This window comes from Gordonia aquimaris (assembly GCF_026262595.1).
GTDB lineage: Bacteria > Actinomycetota > Actinomycetes > Mycobacteriales > Mycobacteriaceae > Gordonia > Gordonia tangerina.
This window is the reverse complement of record NZ_JAPKFM010000011.1, coordinates 59,914-81,567: the sequence shown is the minus strand read 5'-3', so window position 1 is coordinate 81,567 and position 21,654 is coordinate 59,914. Positions and strand designations below refer to the sequence as shown.

At 66.0% G+C, this 21,654-nt stretch carries 20 protein-coding genes and 2 tRNA genes; 6 read left to right on the top strand and 16 right to left on the bottom strand.

The window, feature by feature from the left end; genetic code table 11:
- Window positions 1-3 precede the first annotated feature (3 nt).
- On the bottom strand, window positions 4-687 hold the full coding sequence (locus tag OSB52_RS12280) for an aminodeoxychorismate/anthranilate synthase component II (RefSeq protein WP_266061909.1): 684 nt from the start codon (window positions 685-687) through the stop codon (window positions 4-6).
- 210 nt (window positions 688-897) lie between these two features.
- Between OSB52_RS12280 and crgA the strand changes: the two genes are divergently transcribed.
- Window positions 898-1,188, top strand: coding sequence for a cell division protein CrgA (gene crgA / locus OSB52_RS12275; protein ID WP_235721496.1), 291 nt, complete (start codon window positions 898-900; stop codon window positions 1,186-1,188).
- Window positions 1,189-1,302: 114 nt separating this feature from the next.
- Entirely contained in the window at window positions 1,303-1,812 is a 510-nt protein-coding gene (locus tag OSB52_RS12270) for a PH domain-containing protein (RefSeq protein WP_235721495.1), read from the top strand.
- 21 nt (window positions 1,813-1,833) lie between these two features.
- On the opposite strand, the gene OSB52_RS12265 is transcribed toward OSB52_RS12270, so the two are convergent.
- Both OSB52_RS12265 and OSB52_RS12260 read right to left on the bottom strand, forming a co-directional pair.
- On the bottom strand, window positions 1,834-2,778 hold the full coding sequence (locus OSB52_RS12265; protein ID WP_372474946.1) for a rhomboid family intramembrane serine protease: 945 nt from the start codon (window positions 2,776-2,778) through the stop codon (window positions 1,834-1,836).
- Entirely contained in the window at window positions 2,775-3,296 is a 522-nt protein-coding gene (locus tag OSB52_RS12260) for a peptidylprolyl isomerase (RefSeq protein WP_235721493.1), read from the bottom strand. Before OSB52_RS12260 ends, OSB52_RS12265 begins: the two co-directional genes overlap by 4 nt.
- A gap of 119 nt (window positions 3,297-3,415) precedes the next feature.
- Here OSB52_RS12260 and OSB52_RS12255 point away from each other — a divergent pair, with 119 nt between their 5' ends.
- Window positions 3,416-3,598 (top strand): hypothetical protein, encoded by a 183-nt coding sequence (locus OSB52_RS12255; protein WP_266061904.1) that lies wholly within the window; start codon window positions 3,416-3,418, stop codon window positions 3,596-3,598.
- On the opposite strand, the gene OSB52_RS12250 is transcribed toward OSB52_RS12255, so the two are convergent.
- Window positions 3,599-3,841 (bottom strand): hypothetical protein, encoded by a 243-nt coding sequence (locus tag OSB52_RS12250; protein WP_266061903.1) that lies wholly within the window; start codon window positions 3,839-3,841, stop codon window positions 3,599-3,601.
- A 466-nt stretch (window positions 3,842-4,307) separates the two neighbouring features.
- On the opposite strand from OSB52_RS12250, the gene OSB52_RS12245 reads away from it, so the two are divergent.
- Window positions 4,308-4,859 (top strand): DUF4190 domain-containing protein, encoded by a 552-nt coding sequence (locus OSB52_RS12245; RefSeq protein ID WP_266061902.1) that lies wholly within the window; start codon window positions 4,308-4,310, stop codon window positions 4,857-4,859.
- A 39-nt stretch (window positions 4,860-4,898) separates the two neighbouring features.
- Here OSB52_RS12245 and OSB52_RS12240 read toward each other — a convergent pair whose 3' ends face one another.
- The 3 genes from OSB52_RS12240 to OSB52_RS12230 all read right to left on the bottom strand — a co-directional run bounded on the left by OSB52_RS12240 (window position 4,899) and on the right by OSB52_RS12230 (window position 7,937).
- Entirely contained in the window at window positions 4,899-5,606 is a 708-nt protein-coding gene (locus OSB52_RS12240; protein WP_266061901.1) for a hypothetical protein, read from the bottom strand.
- 120 nt (window positions 5,607-5,726) lie between these two features.
- Window positions 5,727-6,989, bottom strand: coding sequence for a hypothetical protein (locus OSB52_RS12235; protein ID WP_266061900.1), 1,263 nt, complete (start codon window positions 6,987-6,989; stop codon window positions 5,727-5,729).
- Window positions 6,990-7,070: 81 nt separating this feature from the next.
- Window positions 7,071-7,937: a DUF8176 domain-containing protein gene (locus OSB52_RS12230; protein WP_266061898.1), complete on the bottom strand. Its 867-nt coding sequence runs from the start codon at window positions 7,935-7,937 to the stop codon at window positions 7,071-7,073.
- Between the two features lie 960 nt (window positions 7,938-8,897).
- On the opposite strand from OSB52_RS12230, the gene OSB52_RS12225 reads away from it, so the two are divergent.
- Together OSB52_RS12225 and OSB52_RS12220 are read left to right on the top strand one after the other, a co-directional pair.
- A complete protein-coding gene (locus tag OSB52_RS12225) occupies window positions 8,898-9,329 on the top strand; it encodes an ABZJ_00895 family protein (RefSeq protein ID WP_266061896.1) in 432 nt (143 codons plus the stop codon).
- Between the two features lie 240 nt (window positions 9,330-9,569).
- Window positions 9,570-11,231 carry an RNA/DNA-binding domain-containing protein gene (locus tag OSB52_RS12220; protein ID WP_308203670.1) on the top strand — a complete coding sequence of 554 codons (1,662 nt, stop codon included), beginning with the start codon at window positions 9,570-9,572 and terminating at the stop codon, window positions 11,229-11,231.
- A 47-nt stretch (window positions 11,232-11,278) separates the two neighbouring features.
- Here the strand turns inward: OSB52_RS12220 and OSB52_RS12215 are convergent.
- From OSB52_RS12215 to dnaN, 9 genes are all read right to left on the bottom strand, one after another.
- Window positions 11,279-11,354 (bottom strand) — tRNA-Ala (locus OSB52_RS12215).
- A gap of 58 nt (window positions 11,355-11,412) precedes the next feature.
- Window positions 11,413-11,486: transfer RNA gene (locus OSB52_RS12210), tRNA-Ile, on the bottom strand.
- Window positions 11,487-11,714: 228 nt separating this feature from the next.
- Window positions 11,715-12,560: a DUF3566 domain-containing protein gene (locus OSB52_RS12205; RefSeq protein WP_266061892.1), complete on the bottom strand. Its 846-nt coding sequence runs from the start codon at window positions 12,558-12,560 to the stop codon at window positions 11,715-11,717.
- Window positions 12,561-12,625: 65 nt separating this feature from the next.
- Window positions 12,626-15,130 (bottom strand): DNA gyrase subunit A, encoded by a 2,505-nt coding sequence (gyrA, locus tag OSB52_RS12200; protein WP_266061891.1) that lies wholly within the window; start codon window positions 15,128-15,130, stop codon window positions 12,626-12,628.
- Window positions 15,131-15,230: 100 nt separating this feature from the next.
- Window positions 15,231-17,306: a DNA topoisomerase (ATP-hydrolyzing) subunit B gene (gene gyrB / locus OSB52_RS12195; protein WP_266061890.1), complete on the bottom strand. Its 2,076-nt coding sequence runs from the start codon at window positions 17,304-17,306 to the stop codon at window positions 15,231-15,233.
- A gap of 325 nt (window positions 17,307-17,631) precedes the next feature.
- Window positions 17,632-18,195, bottom strand: a complete 564-nt coding sequence (locus tag OSB52_RS12190; RefSeq protein WP_266061888.1) for a DUF721 family protein — start codon at window positions 18,193-18,195, stop codon at window positions 17,632-17,634.
- Window positions 18,192-19,385: a DNA replication/repair protein RecF gene (gene recF, locus OSB52_RS12185; RefSeq protein WP_235721481.1), complete on the bottom strand. Its 1,194-nt coding sequence runs from the start codon at window positions 19,383-19,385 to the stop codon at window positions 18,192-18,194. Before recF ends, OSB52_RS12190 begins: the two co-directional genes overlap by 4 nt.
- Before the next feature lies 1 nt (window position 19,386).
- Window positions 19,387-20,358, bottom strand: a complete 972-nt coding sequence (gene gnd / locus OSB52_RS12180) for a phosphogluconate dehydrogenase (NAD(+)-dependent, decarboxylating) (protein WP_372512410.1) — start codon at window positions 20,356-20,358, stop codon at window positions 19,387-19,389.
- Window positions 20,355-21,518 (bottom strand): DNA polymerase III subunit beta, encoded by a 1,164-nt coding sequence (dnaN, locus tag OSB52_RS12175; protein ID WP_235721479.1) that lies wholly within the window; start codon window positions 21,516-21,518, stop codon window positions 20,355-20,357. The genes gnd and dnaN overlap by 4 nt, the downstream gene beginning before the upstream one ends.
- Window positions 21,519-21,654 lie beyond the last annotated feature (136 nt).

Here is a 21,654-nt window from a genome sequence, read left to right as displayed (position 1 = left end):
GCCTCAGCCGATCGCGGCGGCCATCTCCGATTCCAGGACGGCGACGCGAGATTCGGGGATGTCGATGCCGCAGACGGCCAGCCAGTTGGCCAGCATGCGGTGTCCGCCCTGGGTGAGCACACTCTCCGGGTGGAATTGCACGCCGTGGATGGGGAGCTCGCGGTGGGCCATCGCCATCACGATGCCCGACTCGGTCCGGCCGGTGACGATCAGTTCGTCGGGAATCGTGTCGGGCACCACGGTCAGCGAGTGATATCGGGTCGCGGTGAACGGGCTGGGGAGTCCGGCCAGTACGCCCACGTCGTCATGGATCACCTGCGAGGTCTTGCCGTGCAGGAGTTCGGGAGCGCGGTCCACGGTGCCGCCGAACGCCGCTCCGATGGCCTGATGGCCCAGGCAGACACCCAGCAGCGGCATCCCGGACTGCCGGGCCACACCGACCAGTGGGATGGTGGCCCCGGCGCGCTGCGGGGTGCCTGGGCCCGGGCTCAGCAACACGCCGTCGAAACCCTCGACCGCGGCCGCCGGATCGGCCAACTGTGGATCGTCGTTGCGCCACACGACGGCTTCCACACCAAGCTGGCCCAGATACTGGACGAGGTTGTAGACGAAGCTGTCGTAGTTGTCGATGACGAGGATGCGACCGGCTGACGACCCCGATCCCTCGTGCACAGGCGGCTGATTCACTCCGTCAGGCTACCTTGGGCGACCCGGCGGCAGTCCATCGGATTTGCGCCGCCCCGCGGTGGCCGTACGCGACGTTGCCGGGTCGGCGACCTGGTGAGATACCGTAGAGACACACCTTTGCGAGCGGCGGACCCACTGTCAGGGAGTCATCCCGGTACCGTCGCGACCGACCGACAGCCCGATGAGCTGTTCAGCACTACAGAGGAAGTCATGCCGAAGTCAAAAGTCCGGAAGAAGACCGATTACACCATCAACCCGGCAAGTCGGACGCCGGTGAAGGTGAAGGCGGGTCCCTCCAGCAACATCTACGTCTGGATCATGCTCGGCCTCATGTTGATCGGGCTCGCCTGGCTGATCGTGTTCTATCTCGTCGCCACCCCATCGGCGCTGGGCGCCGAAGGCAAGGCACTGCACTGGATGTACGAGCTGGGTCCGTGGAACTTTCTGATCGGATTCGCCCTGATGGTGGTGGGTTTGCTGATGACCATGCGGTGGCGTTGACGCGTGCGCGAAACGGACGCTCGACCCGTCCACAGCACCTACTCACATGTGTGTAATTCATCCACACTGTGGAAACCACATGTGTGTAAGTCATCCCCACTGTGAGTAAAGCCTGTGGATAACTCAGCCCATCTATCCACAAATGAATGGGCCACCCCTCGGCCAGCCGCGGTCGCGCTGGGCATCGGTGGTGTGATCCTGTTGGTGGCGGCGGTCTGGGCAGCCGGAGACCCGGCCGGTCTGGTGCTGATGGGCGCCGCCGGACTACTGCTGTTGGGATTCTCCGGCTACGCGCTGCTCATCCGCCCGCGGCTGGCGGTGATCACCGCGCCCGACGGCCGACCGGCGATTCTGGTGCGCACCATCGGCGGCGCGCACACCTATCCGCGAGACCGGATCGATCGGATTCGGTTGCTCGACTTCCGCCGTATCGGCCGTCGGACCGGCCAACTGGAGTTCGATTTCCTGCAGCACGATGCGCCGACAACCGCCTCGGCGGATGACGCGCTGCGCGACGACACCCGCCTGGTGGTATTCAGCCGGTGGGATCTGGGTGCCGACCTCGGCGCGGTCGCCGAGGACCTGCGCCGGGCCGGCTTCGTGGTCGACGACCAACGCGCCTGATCCCCGGCCGCCGCGGCAAGTTCAGCCGACGAAGACGCGGATCCCGGTGTATGACATCGCGACCACGACACTGACGGCCAATGCCAGTACCAACAGGGCGGCGATGACGATCCACCCGATCCGGGAGGCGGCGGCCGCCGATCGACGCTCGGGCGACAGCAACCATCGGGGTGCGAAGATGATGCCCGCGGTGGCGGCCGCGCCGAACAGCAGACCACCGACGTGGGCCAGCAACGAAATGCCCGGAATGGTGATCGACAGGACCAGGTTCAGCACGATGATGGAGATGACCGGTGTCGGGGACACCCGGGCTCTGAGGACCACGATGAGGACCGCACCCATCAGGCCGTAGATGGCTCCCGACGCCCCGGCGTTGATCGAGATGTCGGGCCCGAACGCCATCACCGCGGCACTACCGCCCAGCAGCGAGGTGACATACACCCCGAGATAGCGCGGGATGCCGATGGCGATCTCGAGGTCACGGCCGAGAATGAACAGCGAGATCATGTTCACCGCGACGTGGGTGATCGAGAAGTGCAGGAACCCAGCGGTGAACAGTCGCCAGTACTCGCCGTCGGCGACCAAGGGTTTCACCAGCGCGAGGTCGACGAACAGCCGCGAGTTCAGCATGTCGAAACCGCCGGCCTGCAGCGCACACAGCGCGAAGATGACCAGGTTGATCGCGATCAGCGTGTAGGTCGCGTACGGCCGGGAGGCCACCGGACCGGCCACCATGGGTCGGATGCCGCGATCACCGAACGTCGGGGCGGCCACGTTGCGTTGGACACCGTCGTTGCGCAGACATTCGACGCAGTGCTGTCCGACGGCGGCCGGTCGGAGGCATTCGGGGCAGGCCGGTCGCCCGCACCGGCTACACGACAGGCCGGTGGGACGATCGGGGTGCCGAAAGCACACCGCAGGCGGACCTGCGGTGTACTGCGGACCGGGGTACTGCGGGCCGGTCAGTTGATTTCGATCTTCTCGATGACGACCTCGTCGAGCGGGCGGTCGGCACGATCGGTCGACGTGGTGGCGATGGCGTCGACGACCTGCTGCGACGCCGGGTCGCTGACCTCACCGAAGATGGTGTGGCGACGGTTGAGGTGCGGGGTGGGGCCCACGGTGATGAAGAACTGCGAGCCGTTGGTGCCCGGTCCGGCGTTGGCCATGGCCAGCAGATATGGGCGATCGAACTGCAGCTCGGGGTGGAATTCGTCGGCGAACTGGTAGCCGGGCCCGCCGCGGCCGGTGCCGGTGGGATCGCCGCCCTGGATCATGAAGCCCTCGATGACGCGGTGGAACACCGAGCCGTCGTAGAACGGGCCGCTGTCGCCGCCGGAGGCGTTCGGCTGGCTGTAGTCCTTGGAGCCGTCCGCGAGGCCGGTGAAGTTCGCGACCGTCTTGGGTGCGTGATTGCCGAACAGTTCGACAACGATGTCGCCGCGATTGGTGTGCAGGGTCGCGGTCTGCTTCTGAGTAGTCACATCACCATCCAACCACTTTCCGCGACGAGGGGTTCCCGGCCGGTTACCGCGGGTCACACGCCCCGATCGCAACACACCCGAGATGACAGGCGACCCGAGCGACTGGCACGCTGGTGGGCATGTCGAACAAGTACGTGTGGGCGGGCGTGTCGAGTGCTGCTGCGCTGATCGCCACAGCGGTCACCGTCGGCGTCGTGCGCCGCTCCCGCCGGGAGCCGCCACCGATTTCGGCCACCGTGCCCCGCGTGGAGGATCTGCGCACAGTCACCGACGGCGCGGACCCGGATTCCGCGGCGTCGTGATCACATGGCGGTCCTGACGAGCGTGCCGGCCGGGCCCCCCGCGGCGCCGATGGGTGTCTGCACGGTCACCGACCGAACAGCGGCGACGCGGAAACGGTAATTTGGAACAGTGACCTCCGACGACACCTCGCGTCCGAACTCTGATCCGGGCGCCCCCCGGAGCAGCGCGGACGCCGACGGCGACGCCTCTGCGAACACCCCGGTGTCGGCGCCCTGGGAGCGGCCGCCGACGGCACCCGTCACGTCGTCGGGATCAGCCCCAGCGCATGTCACGCCGCCACGCGGTCCGAATTCGCCACCGCAGAACCGTCCCAGTCCGCGGCCGCCGCAGTCGGGTGGTCCGCAGTCGGGTGGTCCACAGTCGGGTGGTCCAGAGTCGGGTGGTCCACAGTCGGGTGTTCCGCAGGGTCCGGCTCGACCGGCGCCGCCACGCGGTTTGGGCGCACCGGGTCCTGGACCCGGCGGACGTCCGGGACCGCAGCGTGGTCCGGCCAATGGCATCCCGCCGTGGTCCACCGGTCCGGGCGGGCGCAACACTCCGCCTCCGATGCGAGGCGGCCCGCCACCGCCTGGCTATCGCCCGCCGCCCGGTCGACGCCCCCCGCCCCCCGGCGCGCCTGGAGGTCCGCGGCCCGGGCCGCCGAATGCGGGTGCCCCGGCTCGGCCGTACGGAGCCCTGCCGCGTCCCAGCGGCAATTCACCCGGTGTCTTGCCTCCGGGTGATCTGCCCACCCGAACGGTGTCGGTTCCGACCACCGCCGACGATCCGGTCACCGCCCGCGTCACGCGGGACCCGGAATCCGCCGCCGAGACCGAGGTCCGTCCGTCCGCGCCGGCCACGGAGTCCGACGACTTCCGGCCGCTGCACGGACCTGCCGCCGCAACCGCCGCGGCGACGGCGGCCGGCACCGAGGGTTCGGAGCCGACCAAGCCTCCGCAGGCGTACTCCAGCATCAGCATCGACGACGACAAACGCCCGGAGGAACAGGTGCCCACGCGAAATCAGCCGACCCGAACAGGGCGATCGGCGAAGCCGCGTGGCACCAACCGAACAGCGATCTGGGCGCTGGTCCTCTCGATCCTGGGTATCACCTCACCCGTCGGGCTCTACCTCGGTTACCGTGCGCGGACGCAGATCGCGCGAACCCGCGAACTGGGCGAACCGTTTGCGCGCGTGGCGATCTGGATCGGCTGGCTGTACCTGGTGGTGATCGTTCTGGGGCTACTCACGTACTTCTGGATCGCCGGTCAGGGGTCTTAGGACCGCCGTGCGGCTGTTCGCGTTGTCAGCGGGTGTCGCTTATCGACGCACTGTGGCCGCGGCCAGGTCGTGGATCGACTGCCGCGTCGCGGGTGAGAATCCCTGTTGCGCAGCGTTGTCGAGGGCCGTGCCGGCTCCCAGCACGGGTTCGTAGTCGAGGCCGATCACGCCGGCCACCTCACCGGTGACGGCGTCGGTGAGCATTCCGGTCAGCGCCTGGTGGTTCAACGTCGGTACCTGGCAACAGATCACCACGATCGTGCGGCGCAGAACCCCGGCGTGCTCCCACTCCGAGAACACCTCGCGGGAGCGGTTGAGCAGATCGGGTCGCGGGCCGACCACCAGAACGGGTGTGACATCGGCCAGCTCCGGCGAGCACAACTCGGGTAGCGCGGTCAGCGGCCGAGCTCCCGCATCCACCACCGGTACCGCGCCGAAACGCCAGGTGTGCAGCACGACGTCGGTGATCGCGGCCTCCGGCGCCGGCAACAGTCCGGTGCCGGCCGCGGTCCGCAGCAGCGCCTCGTCGCCGGTGGCCCGCAACCGCTGATGGAGGTCACCGTCGTTGCCGGCGGCATCCACCCACCACGACGCGCCGCTCAGGGACGTGCTCGCGCGGTATTCGGCCAGCAATGCGGAGATGACCGACGTGCCCACTCCCCCGGCGGTGCCGCAGACGACCACGCTACGTTCGCTGTTCGACGGTGGCGGGATGGGACCACCGTGTCCCTGCATGTCCTCGGTCATCGTCTCTTCCGAACTGTGTCTGGTCGAATCCGTGTTCCCGGCCGGATCCCTCACCGCGGTCGCGACTGAGGCCCGCCCCGCGGCAGGCCACAGTCAGTGTAGGCATACGCCTGCGACCACTCAGGCCTGCGGCGCGGCCTCCTGTGGCCAGGCGACATACAGATCCGGGTTGGCGTTCTGCGCCTGGTCGGTGCGCTGCTTGGTGGCCTGCTGAGCCGACTTCTCGGCCTGTGGCCCGGCGACACCGAGCAACCCGTACGGTGCCAACGCCTGCTCGACCGTCCAGTTCGCCTCCATACCGTTGATAGACGCATGGACGTCGCCGCGGGAGTTCACCACATACGAGACCGACGGCAGGCCGGCCTTCTGCGCGTCTTCAGGTGCCAATTCCAGCTCGAACTGGTTGGCGTCGGGATTGGGCAGCGGCTCGGCATCCGGGCGGCCCTGCTTCCACGGTTCGTCCGGGTTCGCGCCGGGGTCGCCGGCCCCGAGGGCGTAAGCGAGTGCGCCGCCGGCGGTTCCGCCGATGAGGGCGCCGGTGGCCGCACCTGCGGCCGCGCCCGCGGCGGCACCCACTCCGAGACCGATGCCGGCGCCGGCGGCTGCGCCGAGGCCGACGATGCCGCCGCCTGTAGGACCGATGAGGTATGGAAAGACCACCGCGTTGTAGATCGCGCCGACCGCTGCACCCACCGGAAGTCCCACGGCTGCACCGGCAATGCCTCCCGGAACCGCGCCGACCGCAGCACCCGCGGTACCACCCAGCGCCACACCGATAATGGTCGATGCCGCCTGCCGGGTGGCCTCGTCCTCGGGTACGCCGATAGAGATCAGGCCCTGCGCGATCTTCGCCTCACCGTAGGCGGCCCACGCGTTGATGGAGTTGACGTCCTTATCCGACATGCCTTCCGGGATGTCGGTGATGTAATTGCCGACACGGATCTTGTCCGGTGGCGGTGCGATCGGGCGGACCGGCGCAACGGGTTTCGGCGCTGTCAACGGTCCCTGCGGCACCGGGTTGTAGGCGTCCTCGTACGTCGGGGCCGTGTAGGTGCTGGGCTCGACGTAGGGCTGGTACGGCGCCTCCTGCGGCGGCCCAGGGATGGTGCCGGGTCCGGGCACGTTGACCGGGGCGACGTCGGGCGTCGGCGTGGTGCCGCCCTGTTGCGGAGCCGGCTCGGCTTCGGGGGTGGTGCCGCCCTGCTGCGGGGCGGTGTCGCTCGGGCTGGTGCCACCCTGGTGCGGAACGGCGTTGGCCATACCTGCGGCGAAGCCGGTCGCGATCGACGCGGCCAGTGCGGCCGAGGTCATCGTCATCAGCACCGGGGACCGTCGGTCTTCTTCGGCGCGGTGTCGGCCCCTCCGCTTGGGTGGATTCGCCATCGTCGTGTGAGTCCTCTCGTGTTTCGTGGGCTGGTGGTGTGTGGCCGCGTGGTCACGCGCTGCGGCGATGTCTGTTGCGGGCTATTCCTCGCTGGTGATCGACGCGATGAACACCTTGCCGTCGGTGCGGATGGTCTTGATCGTCTGGCGGTAGACGATGCGTTCGGCATCGGGGCCGGGTGGCGTCTCGGTCAACACCACCGCGTAGGTCCCGGCACCTTCGTCGGTGATCGACAGGCAGTGCGTCGTTCCCTCGGGCACCTCGTCGATGAAGGTCTGCAGTGGATCCTCACGTGCGACCGCGTTGGGTGCCGCGACAGCACGTGCCTGGCGAGCTGAGCGATCAACGTAATAGGCGTGATTGAAGGCCTTGATCGCGCCCGCGCCGGTCTGCTGATCGCCCGCGTCATCACCTGTGGTGACCGCCCCATCCGACAGCGACGGGCAGGGGTCTGCGGCGGTTGCATCCGAGACGTCCGCAGGCGAACTGGCGGTGGCGTCGGCCTGCGTCGCGGTCGAGTCATCACCGCCCTGACCGGCCAGCAGTCCGATCGACACCGCAGCCACCACGACCAGCCCGACCACCGTGGCAGCCGCACCGATCAGCGCGGTCCGGTGCGTGCGCACGAAACCAGGCTGTCCGTCCTTGGTCTTGGCCCTCGTGGAGCGCACCCGCATCTGTTCGAAGGGATCGTCGTCGTCCGATGCGGTCGGAATGAATTCGGGCTCGGAGAAGTCGGCGGCGGTGTCAGCAGGGGCGTCGAACCCGTAGGTGGCCGCCGCGGGTCGATATGAGTCCGGCTCCGGTGACGTGTGCTGCGGGATAGGAGCGCCGGCGCCCACCAGCCGAGCCTCTGCAAGATGACGAGCCAGCTCACGTGCCGGAGCGCCTCCGCCCGCCGGCCAGGCCGGGACATCGTCAAACCAATCCGATCGATCGCCCGTCATCGGCGACTCCCGAAGCCTGCCGGGTGCTGGATGCGAGATCCACGTAGCGTAGATGGCGCGCGGTGGCACCGCGCCAGCACATTACGACGTGCATTGCTGCTGACACCGCGCATCCAGAATTCACCCCCCGACGAAACTGTGCAGCACCTTACCGAATGGCGAACCGTTCGCCGCCGTGCGCATCACTTCTCGCGCGGATTGTGCCACGGCTTAGCTGCCGGTTTGGCTTCGAAAAGTCGTTCTTGGCAACGGACACACCAATATTCATTCGTCTGGAGGACACCTAACGCACGTCAGTGTGATACGGGTCACGGCCGGAGGGTACCGGTGATCAGGGAACCCACATACGAGCTTCTGACCCGTACGACTGAACCTGACCGGACTGGCGTCCGACGCCGTACGTGCCGACTCCGATGATCGCCGGGCCTGAACCGGGCTCGAGGATTCGGCTCACACGTTGACCGGGTTTGCGGCCGAAAGACATCGGAATGCGTGTCGTCTTGTAGAAGTGTTTAGGACTGATCTCCGTCATCACGAGAGTGACGCGACAGTGCGGATTTCGAGCCCAGCCCGGACCGTCACCGGTGAATCCATGGGACGTCACGGTCGTGCGTACGTGCCCGGGCTTCCCGGCGGGAGCACTGAAGCTGACGTGCAACGCTCCTCGACAGTAGGCGTGGTCACCGAATGTCCCGAAGTTGTCTCCAGCGATGGTCCAGAACATCGGAATCGGTGTATCGGCCGATGCCGTCCCCGCACCGGCAAATGACAGCACCCCGAACGCGGCGACCAGAACGGAGACAAGAGCTTTACGCATGACCAAACGACCCCCATCGAATTGACTGCAACCTGTCGAACTTAATACACGCTGAGCACGTGCCCACAATCGAGTCGGCTACGTGAACGACAGACAGGCACTGGCACAAGGGATTCGGCCCGCGCACCCGGATCATCGTGAGCATGTCGCTCAACAGATACCTGGGGTGGTTCGTGCTCACTTATCTCGGCGCGGGCCTCGTCTTGGCGTTCATCGGAACGTTTCTCGACATCGGGTCCGGAGCGTCGGCGATCGTCCCGATGATCGCCGCGATGAGTGCCGGCGATCGATTCGTTCGCGACCACGGTCGTATTCCGACGAGCTCTGAGAAGTGGGCTCTCGTCAACGCATCGTTCGCGATCGCGGTCGTGCTCACCGCCGTCACGATCCTGGCCATGGTGCTCACGGCGCCTGATGCGCCGCTGGCGATCGTCGACGCCGTGGGATGGGTGCTCACCGTTGTCTTGCTGATCGCCGGTCTGCTGGTGACCTACGGGCTCATCTGGTTCGGATATGGCTGGCTGACCTCGCGCACGCTGCGCAATCGCACCAAGCGCGTTCAGCAGCCGTCGTGACGAGCGGGTCGGGCAGATGCCCCGACTCGCAGACTTTGGAGGTGGATGACTTCGAGTGATCACTACACGATGAGTGAGATGGGGCATGTTTGGAATTGGTCCTCACCAGCAATGGGCACAGGCCTCCTGGCCGGCGGCACACTCCTTTGCCATCTCTGGCGCACCCCTGCAGCCGTGGGCGCGTCAAACTTCTTAAAAGTTATGACTCCATGAGTACTCTGGCTAGTCTATTCCATACTTATGCATAATTGGTCCATGGAGTCACGCGCACTGATCGCAGGCGGAGAGACCTTCACGACCGAGTTCAAACGCTCCGACATCAGCGCCAAGGACCTCACCAAGGCGGTCGCGTGCTTGGCGAATGGAGAGGGAGGAGTGCTGCTGATCGGAGTTGACGACGACGGCACCGTTGTCGGCGCTTCACCTCGCCATGGACAGGTGACCAATCCTGAACGCGTCGCGGCATACATCCAAGCCAACACCGAACCCGCCCTCGCCGTCGGTGTCCACCTCGAGACAATCGACGGCCACGAGGTCATACGCATCGACGTGCCCCGCGCAGACCCGGGACCCGTCGGGACGAAGTTGGGCGTCTTCACCAAACGGGTACTGAAGTCGACAGGTCAACCCGAGTGCGCACCAATGACGGCTCACGAGATCGTCAGCATGGGCATGGTGGCCCGCGGACAGGACTTCGCGGCGTCCATCGCAAGAGACGCCAGCATGGATGATCTCGATCCCCTCGAGTTCGACCGCTTCCGGCGGCTGTGCCAAGAAGCCGGCGACGAGCTCGCTGACCTATCGGATGATGACGTGTTGCGCGCTCTTGGCCTCGTGCCGATCGCCGCGCCGGTGAGTATCGGTGCCGTCCTGCTGTTCGGAACCGACGCAGCACTGCAACGGTGGGTCCCCAACGCAGAAGTGCTCTTCCAGGATGCTCGATCCGGACACCAATCGACAAACATCAGAATCGCCGAGCCCCTCCTCGGTACAGCCGAGCGTCTTCGTGAACTCATCGACGCCCGCAACACAGTCACCGAACTGATGGCCGGGCTCTATCGAATTGAGATTCCACTCATCCCCTCGATCACGCGCCGGGAAGCAGTGGCCAACGCACTTGTACACCGTGACTATGCGGCCGTGGGTCCCATACGCGTACAACTGAACGACAGCTCATTTGTGGTCGCCAACCCCGGAGGGTTTCCTCCCGGCGTCACCACCCAGAACATCCTTGACCAGTCACGGCCCCGCAGCCCCATTCTCGCCGCCGCATTCAAGCGTGCGGGCTTGGTCGAGCGACGAGGCAAGGGAGTCAACGACATGTTCGAACAGCAACTGCGCGCAGGCCGCGACGCACCTGACTACTCGCACAGCACCAGCGAATCAGTAGTCGTCACCGTCCCTCTCGGCAACGCCGACCTCGATCTCGTCCGGTTCCTGCTCACCTGGGAGAGCGATCACCAGGAGCCACTCAGCCTCGACGAACTGCGGATCGTTCACGAAGTGAAGACTTCCGGTTCGGCGACAAGTTTCGAAGTGGCAGGCGACCTGAATCTCATCTCGGCCATTGTGAAATCGAGTCTTGGCCATTTGGTCGAATGCGGGATTCTCGAATCTCGTGGAGTCGGTCGAAGTCGCAAATACCATCTCACCGCGCGGTTCTATGATCTCGCCCAAGATCGCAACGCCTACGTGCGTGTCAAGGGAATTGATCCCCTCCAGCAGGAGCGAATGATCCTCGACTACGCAGACGCCTACGGCTCCATCACCCGCGGCCAAGCCGCCGAGTTATGCCAGACGACCCCGACCCAGGCGAGATCAGTCCTGAAACGCTTGGTGGAGGACGGCCGACTACGCCTGACAGGGGAACGCCGCGGCGCGCGATACGTGCCTAGAGAATGAGCCCGAGAGAAGGGTCGTTGGTCAATCGATCGATTGAATGGATGGAATGGTGGAGCCTAGGAGATTCGAACTCCTGACATCCGCCTTGCAAAGGCGGCGCTCTACCAACTGAGCTAAGGCCCCGTGCCGACTGAAACAACCGGACTTGGGTGTGCGAATGGGTGTCTGACACCTCTCGCAGTGGGCCTAGGAGGACTTGAACCTCCGACCTCTTCGTTATCAGCGAAGCGCTCTAACCGCCTGAGCTATAGGCCCGTGAACCGAAGACAGAGATTACCCGACGGGGTGGCGTCGGAGCAAAACGGGTGGTCAGGGAGGGTAGGGGTCGATGTTGGAGGCCCGCGGTGGTGGTTTCGATACGCCTGCTCGCCTAGCGGCTCGCACGCTACTCAACCACCGGAAGGGAACCGCCTATGCGCATCCAGAACCGGAAGGGCAACGTTTCTGCACATGACGAAGGGAACCGGGCGTACCCGAGGACGGTCAGTCCAGATCGCCCAGTGTCACCTCGGCGCCGCCGACGAGATCGGCGCACAGGTTGTAGATGTAGGCACCGATGGTCGCCAGGGCGGTCAGTAGGATCGCGTTGATCGCACCGAGCAGCGTGGCCCAGCCGAACACTGCACCCGCACCGATGATGTCGCCCTCACTGGTGGAACCGTCGGCGGTCACCAGGGTCCCGAACGAGCTGTTCACCTGCTCCCAGACGCCCATGCCGTCGAGCACCAGGTACAGCACGGCCACCGAGATCATCCAGATCAGGAAGCCGACGACCGACAGCACCGCCGCGATCTTGAAGGTGGCCCACGGATCGATGCGACGTACTTGCACCGCCGCACGCAACGGGCGCGCGCCGATCTCGGCCGGGGCCGACCGCGTCGGAGTGGGTGCCTGCGGTGCCGCAGGCTTCGGCTCGTTCACGTGATGGATGGCGTCGAGGTTCGGCAGCTTCTCGGCCGGCAGGTTCTCGCGGTCGATGTGCCGGGTCGGCGACTCCACGAACTTCTCACCGGGGTCGTCGGTCTTGGTGGCCGACGAACCGTACGACGAACTGGCTTCCCGCGGATCGTCGAGCTTCGTGATCGGCGCCTGCTGACCGGCCATGCTCGCCGCCGCGGTGGCACTGACGATGCCCCGCGGCGGCGGGCCGGGCTGACGCGAATTGCCGTTGGGTGCCTCCGACTGGTGACCGGTGCCGTTGGGGCCACGCTGCCACGGCGGCACGAGGCCACCCGGAGCGGTCCCCTGCGGCCCCGAACCAGAGGCCGCGTGGGGACCCGAATCCCCGTTGGTCGGCTTCTTGTCGTCCGGTGTGTTCGGTGAGCTCACTGGCATTCCCTCATTCGGTGGTCGTAGGACCCACACTAACCGCTACCGGTGGCCGTACCCGGCCACTACTTGCCGGGACCCGCCGATGCGCCTGCTTCTTCTTCCGGCTCGTCGGCATTGCGTGCTATTGCGATGACGGTGGTGCCCTCCTCGAGGTTCATCAGGCGCACACCCTTGGTCTGGCGACCGGCCTTACGCACCTGCTTGGCCCCCGTCCGGATGACACCGCCACCGGAGGTGATCGCATACAGCTCCGAGTCGTCGTCGACGATCAGCGCACCGATCAGTTCTCCGCGCTTGCGGTCGTGCTGGATCGTGAGCACACCCTTGCCGCCACGACCCTGTACCGGGTAGTCATCCATCCCGGTGCGCTTGGCGTAGCCGCCCGACGTGGCGACCAACAGGTACGTGCCCTCGCGGACCACGTTCAGCGACAGCAACAGATCGTCGCCGTTGAAGCGCATACCCTGCACGCCGGAGGTCTGGCGACCCATCGGCCGCAGCGCCTCGTCGTCGGCATGGAACCGGATGGACTGGCCCTTGGCCGACACCAGCAACAGATCGTCGTCGGCGCTGCACAGCTGCGCACCCACCAGTTCGTCCTCGCCCCGCAGGTTGATCGCGGCGATGCCGCCGGACCGATTGGAGTCGAAGTCGACCAGCTTGGACTTCTTCACCAGACCGTTGCGGGTGGCCAGCACCAGGTATGGCGCGTCCTCGTAGGTCTTGAGCTGGATGACCTGGGCGATGCGTTCTTCGGGCTGGAAGGCGAGCAGATTCGCCACGTGCTGACCGCGGGCGGTCCGGTTGGCCTCGGGCAGCTCGTACGCCTTGGCCCGGTAGACGCGACCCTTGGTGGTGAAGAACAGGATCCAGTCGTGTGTCGAGCTGACGAAGAAGTGTTTGACGATGTCGTCCTGCTTGAGGCCGGCACCCTGCACACCCTTGCCGCCGCGGCGCTGGCTGCGATACAGATCCGAGCGGGTCCGCTTGGCGTAACCGGTCTCGGTGATCGTGACGACCACTTCTTCACGCGCGATCAGGTCTTCGTCGCTGACGTCGCCGTCGGCGGCGATGATCTGGGTGCGCCGGTCGTCGCCGTACTTCTCGACGACCTCTGTCAGCTCGTCTCGCACGATCGCGCGCTGACGCTCGGGCTTGTCGAGGATGTCCTTGTAATCGGCGATCTCACGCTCGATCTCGGCCAACTCGTCGATGATCTTCTGCCGCTCCAACGCCGACAGACGACGCAGCTGCATCGCCAGGATCGCGTCGGCCTGGATCTCGTCGATGTCGAGCAGATCCATCAGGCCGGTGCGGGCGGCCTCGGTGTTCGCCGAGGCGCGGATCAGTGCGATCACCTCGTCGAGGGCGTCGAGCGCCTTGACCAGACCGCGCAGCACGTGGGCGCGCTCCTCGGCCTTGCGCAGCAAGTACCGGGTACGACGCACGATCACGTCGATCTGGTGCTCGACGTAGAGCCGGATCATCTGATCCAGGCGGAGCGTACGCGGCACACCGTCGACGATGGAGAGCATGTTGGCGCCGAAGCTGGTCTGCAGCTGGCTGTGCTTGTACAGGTTGTTCAGCACCACCTTCGCCACCGCGTCGCGGCGCAGGGTGATGACGATGCGCATACCGTCGCGATCGGAGGACTGATCCTCGATTCGGCTGATGCCCTTGAGTTTTCCCTCGTTGACCTGCTCGGCGATCGACTGGATCAGGTTGTCCGGGTTCACCTGATACGGCAGTTCGGTGACCAGCAGCTGGGTGGTGCCCTTGTTCTCCTGGATCTCCACCACGCTGCGCATCCGGATGCTGCCACGGCCGGTGGTGTAGGCATCCTTGATGCCCTGACTGCCGACAATCAGTCCGGCAGTGGGGAAATCGGGACCCTTGATGGCGTCCATACACGCGGCGAGCAACGCCTCGTCGTCGGCGTCGGGATGCTCCAGCGCCCAGAACACCGCATTGGCAACCTCATTGAGGTTGTGCGGCGGGATGTTGGTGGCCATACCGACCGCAATACCGCCGGAACCGTTGATCAGCAGGTTCGGGATGCGCGAGGGCAGCACCGTCGGCTCGCTGGTCTTGCCGTCGTAGTTCGGGATGAAATCGACGGTCTCCTTGTCGATGTCCCGCAGCATCTCCATCGCCAACGGCGTGAGACGGGCCTCGGTGTAACGCATGGCGGCCGCACCGTCGTTGCCCCGGGAACCGAAGTTGCCCTGCCCGTCGATCAGCGGATACCGCATCGACCACGGCTGCGCCAGCCGCACCAGTGCGTCGTAGATCGCCGAGTCGCCGTGCGGATGGTAGTTACCCATCGTCTCCGCAACGGGTTTCGCCGATTTCACGTAGCTGCGGTCGGGCCGGAAACCGGCATCGAAGGATGCGTACAGCAGGCGGCGATGCACCGGCTTGAGGCCGTCGCGCACCTCTGGCAACGCGCGGCCCACGATCACGCTCATCGCGTAATCGATGTAGCTGTTCTGCATCTCCTGGCCGAGATCGACCGGCTCGATGCGGTCGCCCTCTCCCCCGGCGGGAGGCAGTGTGGTGTCAGTCATGGGGTTCTCTTTCGTTGAGACTGTCGGCGGCGGTGGTTTCGAGGCTCGTCGCAGGCTCCTCGCACCTCAACCACCAGCGAGATCGACCATCGGACGGATCTCAGACGTCCAGGAAGCGAACGTCTTTCGCGTTTCGGGCGATGAAGCTGCGGCGGGCGGCCACGTCTTCACCCATCAGGATCGAGAACAGTTCGTCGGCTGCGGCGGCGTCGTCGAGGGTGACCTGACGCAGCACACGCACCGCCGGATCCATGGTGGTCTCCCACAGTTCCTTGGCATTCATCTCGCCGAGACCCTTGTAACGCTGGATGCCGTCGTCGGTGTTGATCTTCTTGCCGGCGGCCCGGCCGGCCTCGAGGAGGCCATCGCGTTCCCGATCGGAGTAGGCGAATTCCGGCTCGGTCTTCTGCCATTTCAGTTTGTACAGCGGCGGCTGCGCCAGGTAGACGTGGCCGTGCTCGATGAGCGGACGCATGAACCGGAACAACAGCGTGAGCAGCAGGGTTGCGATGTGCTGGCCGTCGACGTCGGCGTCGGCCATCAGCACGATCTTGTGATATCGCAGCTTGGCGATGTCGAACTCGTCGTGGATGCCGGTGCCGAAGGCGGTGATGATCGACTGCACCTCGGTGTTCTTGAGCACCCGGTCGATCCGTGCCTTTTCGACGTTGATGATCTTGCCGCGGATGGGCAGGATCGCCTGATACATCGAGTCGCGCCCGGATTTGGCGCTGCCACCGGCGGAGTCACCCTCCACGATGTAGACCTCACACTTGGTGGGGTCGTTGCTGCGGCAGTCGGCGAGCTTGCCGGGCAGACCGCCGATGTCGGTGGCCGTCTTGCGACGCACCAACTCTCGCGCCTTGCGGGCAGCCAGCCGCGCCTGCGCGGAATCCACCGCCTTCTTGATGATGATCTTGGCCTCGGCCGGATTGGCCTCGAACCAGTGTGCGAGATGCTCGTTGCAGGTCTTCTGCACAAAGCTCTTCACCTCGGTGTTACCGAGCTTGGTCTTGGTCTGTCCCTCGAACTGCGGGTCGCCGACCTTCACCGAGATCACCGCGGCCAATCCTTCACGGATGTCGTCGCCGGTGAGTTTGCCGTCCTTCTCCTTGAGTAGCTTCTTGTCGTAGGCGTACTTGTTGACGGTGCTGGTCAACGCGGCGCGGAAGCCCTCTTCGTGGGTGCCGCCCTCATGGGTGTTGATGGTGTTGGCGAAGGTGTGCACCGACTCGGAGTAGCCGGCGTTCCACTGCATCGCGATCTCCACCTCGTGGCCTGTGCCCTTGGCGGTGAAGCCGACCACCGAGGTGTGGATGGCGTTCTTGGTCCGGTTGAGGTGCTTGATGTAGTCGACCAGACCATCCGGGTAGTGATAGGTGCGGGTGCGCACCTTGGCGGCCTTCTGCGCCTTCTCGGCTTCGGACTTGATGGTCTCGGCGCCGTCCTCGGCATCCGGGTCCATCTCCGCCTCGGCCACCGCGGCCTCATCGCTGAGCCGGTTGTCGGTGAGCGTGATGGTCAGTCCCTTGTTCAGGAACGCCATCTCCTGCAGGCGCCGCGCCACGGTCTCGGCACTGAAGGTGGTGGTCTCGAAGATGTCGGCGTCCGGCCAGAACCGCACGGTGGTGCCGGTCTTGCGGGTGGCGTCACCCTTTTCCAGCTTGCTGGGTTTGGCGTGGTCGTAGTGCTGTTCCCAGTGGAAACCGCCGTAATTGATCTCCAGCTCGACACGGGTCGACAGCGCGTTGACCACCGAGATGCCCACACCGTGCAGACCACCGGAGACCGCGTAGGCGTCGGAGTCGAACTTGCCGCCGGCGTGCAGCTGGGTCATGACGACCTCGACGGTCGGCACACCGGTCTTGTGCATGTCGGTGGGGATGCCGCGGCCGTCGTCGACGACCTCCACACCACCGTTCTCCAGCAGGGTGACCTCCACCTTGCTGGCGTATCCGGCCATCGCCTCGTCGACCGAGTTGTCGACGACCTCCCAGATCAGATGGTGCAGGCCACGCTCACCGGTGGAACCGATGTACATGCCAGGCCGTTTGCGAACGGCCTCGAGACCTTCCAGGATGCTGATCGAATCGGCGCTGTACTCGCCCGGCTTCTTGGACTTGCGGTTCTTCTTCGCCGCAGCGTCGTCGGAACCGGTGGTGTTGGTGTCGGCCACGAGGTGCGTCCGCTCCTTCTGTCTCGGTGAAACCCGGCGGGGGTGAAGCCTTGACGCACGACGACCTCATCCGCACTCCGCGCACGGACGAGATCGGTATGCAGTCCGGGCACTCTGCCCAGGTGGCTCCACCCCTGTCGGGACAACTGCCTACATACTACTGCCTGACCCGACCAGGAACGGGTATCCGGGGCCGCTAACAACCGCGTAGATCGATTTTTTTCGTGAGATGCCGGTCCGATCGTGGATGAGGCCGGATTCTTCCGTCTGACGTACGCTGACTCGCCCCTCGGCCGCTACGGCTCGCGGCGGGCGGTCCGGAGGGTCACCCGTAGGTGTCGCGGGGTCCACGGCCGGCGATGTGTTTGGGTCCCTTGCGCCACGACGGCTGCTTGGGTCCGGTGATCCGCAGGCTGGTGACCATCCCGTCGCCGACGGCACCGGCGATCTTCGCGAGGATCTGACCCTGCATGTAGCGCAGTTGGGTGGCCCAGGCAGTGGACTCGGCGGAGATGTGTAAGACGTTGTCCTGCAAGGATGTCGGTTGAGCATGTGCGGCCACGTCGGGTCCGACGATCTGCTCCCAGAGACCGAAGACGGTGCCCTGCCCGATCTGCGGCTCCCACCCACGTTCCCGGGCCAGACTGCCCGCGAGGCGACCCAGGGGCTGCGGATCCCGCGCATCCGGACCGGATCCGGACCAGCGACGTCGGCGGCCGGCCGGTCGGCGACGTTCGGTCACCGGGGAAGACCTGCCCTGGCCGACAGATTTGCCCTGGGCGCGGGCCACGGCCCGCGCCTCCTCCAATGCTCGCCGGGCGAGTTCATACCCCGACGAATGTGACGGGCCTGTCTGGGGTGACGCTCCGTCCGGCCTCGACTCGCTCATGCACCGCCCTCCCCTGCAGTCGGCTCGGTCAGCACCGAATGTCGAGTGCCATTGTCCTCCACGACCCCGACAGAAACCCGGCGACCACCGATGGTGTCGGGAATGTCCTCGCCAACCGCCGCGGTGATCAGCAACTGTTCGGCGGTTTCGGTGAACGCGACGAGTTGCGCGCGACGCTGGGCGTCGAGTTCGGCAAAGACGTCGTCGAGCATGATCACCGGTTCGATGCCCTCGGCCCGGACCAGTTCCACCGAACCCAGCCGCAGCGCCAGCGCCAGTGACCAGGACTCACCGTGGCTGGCGAAGCCTTTGGCCACCTCGTCGCCGAGGACGATGTCGAGGTCGTCGCGATGCGGACCCACCAGGCTCACCCCGCGGTCGATCTCCTTGTCGCGCAGTTCGCGCAACCGGGTCAACAGGATCTCGGTGATGTCATCGGCGGAGACCGGGGCATCGTCGGCTGCGACCACCTCCGGCCCGGCCGCGGCCCGATACCGCATCGTCGCCGGCCGCGAATGCGGTGCGATCGATGCATATGATTCGGTGACGTGCGGACGGAGTTGCCGTAGCACCTCGATCCGTGCGGCGGTGACCTGGCCGCCCAGATCGGCGAGTTGGCCGTCCCACACGTCGAGCGTGCTGATCACCGATTCGGCGTCCGAACCGCCTCGTCGCAGCGCGGATCCTGCCGTCTTCAGCAGTGCCGATCGTTGGCGAAGCACCCGGTCGTAGTCGGAACGTGCTGCAGCCCAACGGGGTCCACGTTGGGCGACGAGTTCGTCGATGAATCGGCGGCGGTCGGACGGATCACCGCGCACCAGCAACAGATCCTCCGGCGCGAACATCACCGAGCGCAGGATGCCGAGGATGTCCCGGCTTCGGCGCGACGGCGCACCGTTGACAGTCGCCTTGTTGGCGCCCTCGGCGTTGATCTGCAGCTGCACGGTGAGTTCGCGGCCCAAGTTCTCGACCGTTCCGGTGACCGTGGCCGACGACGATCCGCTGTGCACCAGCGGTGCGTCAGTGCTGACCCGGTGTGAGCGCAGAGTACCCAGATAACCCACTGCCTCGAGCAGGTTGGTCTTACCGAACCCGTTGCGGCCCACAAAGATCGTCGGTTCTGGACGCAGCGTCAGATCGATTTCTCGCCAGGACCGGAACTCGCGCAGGGACAGTTCGCGGACGAACACGTCAGGTCGGGGTGCCGGTTTCGCCGACCGAACGTCCCGAGCTGTCCTTGACCGAGTGTCCACCGAACTGATTGCGCAGTGCCGACACCGCTTTGAGCGCCGGGGACCCCTGATCCTGCCGTGAGGCGAAGCGCGCGAACAGGGCCGCGGAGATCACGTTGGCCGGCACCGAATGCCGGATCGCCTCCTCCACAGTCCACCGACCTTCCCCGGAATCGGTTGTGTAGTCGGAGATCTCGGCGAGACCAGGATCTTCGTCGAGGGCCCGGACGAGCAATTCGAGCAGCCAGGACCGCACTACGGTCCCGGTGGTCCAGGCGCGCAGGGTGCCTTCGACGTCCGTGATCAACGGCTCAGCGCTGAGCAGCTCGTAGCCTTCTCCGTAGGCGTGCATCAACCCGTACTCGACACCGTTGTGCACCATCTTGGCGTAGTGACCGGCACCGACCGGACCGGCATGGACGAAACCGTCGGCCCGCTCACCCGGCGGCCGCAGCGCGTCGAAGACCGGCATCAGCCGGGTCACGTCGTCGTCGGAACCGCCCACCATCAGCCCGTATCCGTTGCGCAATCCCCACACACCACCGGAGACACCGCAGTCCACGTAGCCGACCCCGTTGCCGCCCAACAGTTCTGAATTCGGAAGGTCGTCGCTGTACTTGGAGTTGCCGCCGTCGACCACCACGTCACCGGGCTCGAGCAACTCGGCGAGCTGCGCGATGGTGGTGCGGGTCGGATCCCCCGACGGCACCATCACCCACACCGCGCGCGGCGCGTCGAGCGCGGCGACCATGTCCGCGAGGGTCCCCACGTCGGAGACCTCCGGCCGCGGATCGTAACCGACAACCTGATGCCCGGCCTCTTGGATGCGGGTGCGCATATTGGCACCCATCTTGCCGAGGCCCACGAGCCCGAGCTGCATTGACGTCCCTTCGGTCGGTGCGGATCTGCGAACGGCGCGGCCGGAACTCAGCCCGGCAGACGCACCGGCATCAGCAGGTAGGTGAACACGCTGTCCGGGGCCACGAAGGCGCCGGACTCGTCGGCGACGGGCTCCTCACCGGTGGAGGGCCGCAAAACCGCCGGACGGCTGGGGGTGGTGAACCCGAAGTCCACGGTCGGCACGCCGATGGCCGAGAGGCCATCCTGCAGATAGCCGGGGTTGAACGCGATGGTCAGCGGCTCGCCGTGGAACTGCACCGGCAGCTCTTCCTCCGCCTTGCCGGCCTCGTCGCCACCGGCGGTGAGCACCAGCAGGCCGTCGCTGAACTCCATCCGGACCTGCGCACCACGCTCGGCGACCAGGGCCACACGTTTGATCGCGTCGAGCAACGGCGCGCTGTCGATGGTGGCGATGGCCGTGTGGCTGGCGGGCAGCAGCTGACGGAACTTGGGGAACTCGGCGTCGAGCAGCCGGGTCGTGTTGCGCTTGGTCTCGCCGAGAATGCCCATGATGCCCTCGCCGCCGATACTCGAGCCGGTCCCGAAGGCCAGTGAGATCTCGCCGGTGCCGGATCCGGCGGTGCGGGCGCTTTCCGAGAGGGTCTTGGCCGGAACCAGCACGGCCCCGGTGGCCTCGGCGCCGGTCGGCTGCCATTCGAGTTCACGGACGGCGAGTCGGAAACGGTCGGTGGCCGCGAGGACGACGCGGTTGCCGTCGATCTCGACCCGGACGCCGGTGAGCATCGGCAGGGTGTCGTCCTTGCCGGCGGCCACCGCAACCTGTCCGATGGCCTCGGCGAATACCTGGGCGGGGATGGTGCCGGTGACCGCGGGCGGTGTGGGCAACTCCGGATAGTCCTCGACCGGCATGGTCGGCAGCGAGAACTTGGCGCTCCCGCAGCTGATCGCGACCCGTGACCCGTCAAGGCTCACATCGACCGGTTTGTTCGGCAGCGCCTTGGTGATGTCGGCGAGCAGACGACCCGAGACCAGTACCTTGCCCGGCTCGGCGATCTCGGCGCCGATGGACTGCTGGGCGGACACCTCGTAGTCGAAACCGGAGACCTCCAGGCCGTCCTCGGCGGTCAGCACCACACAACCGAGCACCGGAACCGGCGGGCGGGCCGGCAGGCTGCGGGCCACCCAGGCAACGGAATCTGCGAACTCGTCACGCGCGACACGGAACTTCATGCTGGGTGGTTGCCCTTCTCTGTTCAGCTGCTCTCGCCACACCCACCGTCGTCCGCCGAGCACGCTGAGGCTGTCGGTGGGATTTCCAGATGGGATTTCAACTGTAGAACGAGCCTGCCAGACGGGGAGGCAATGG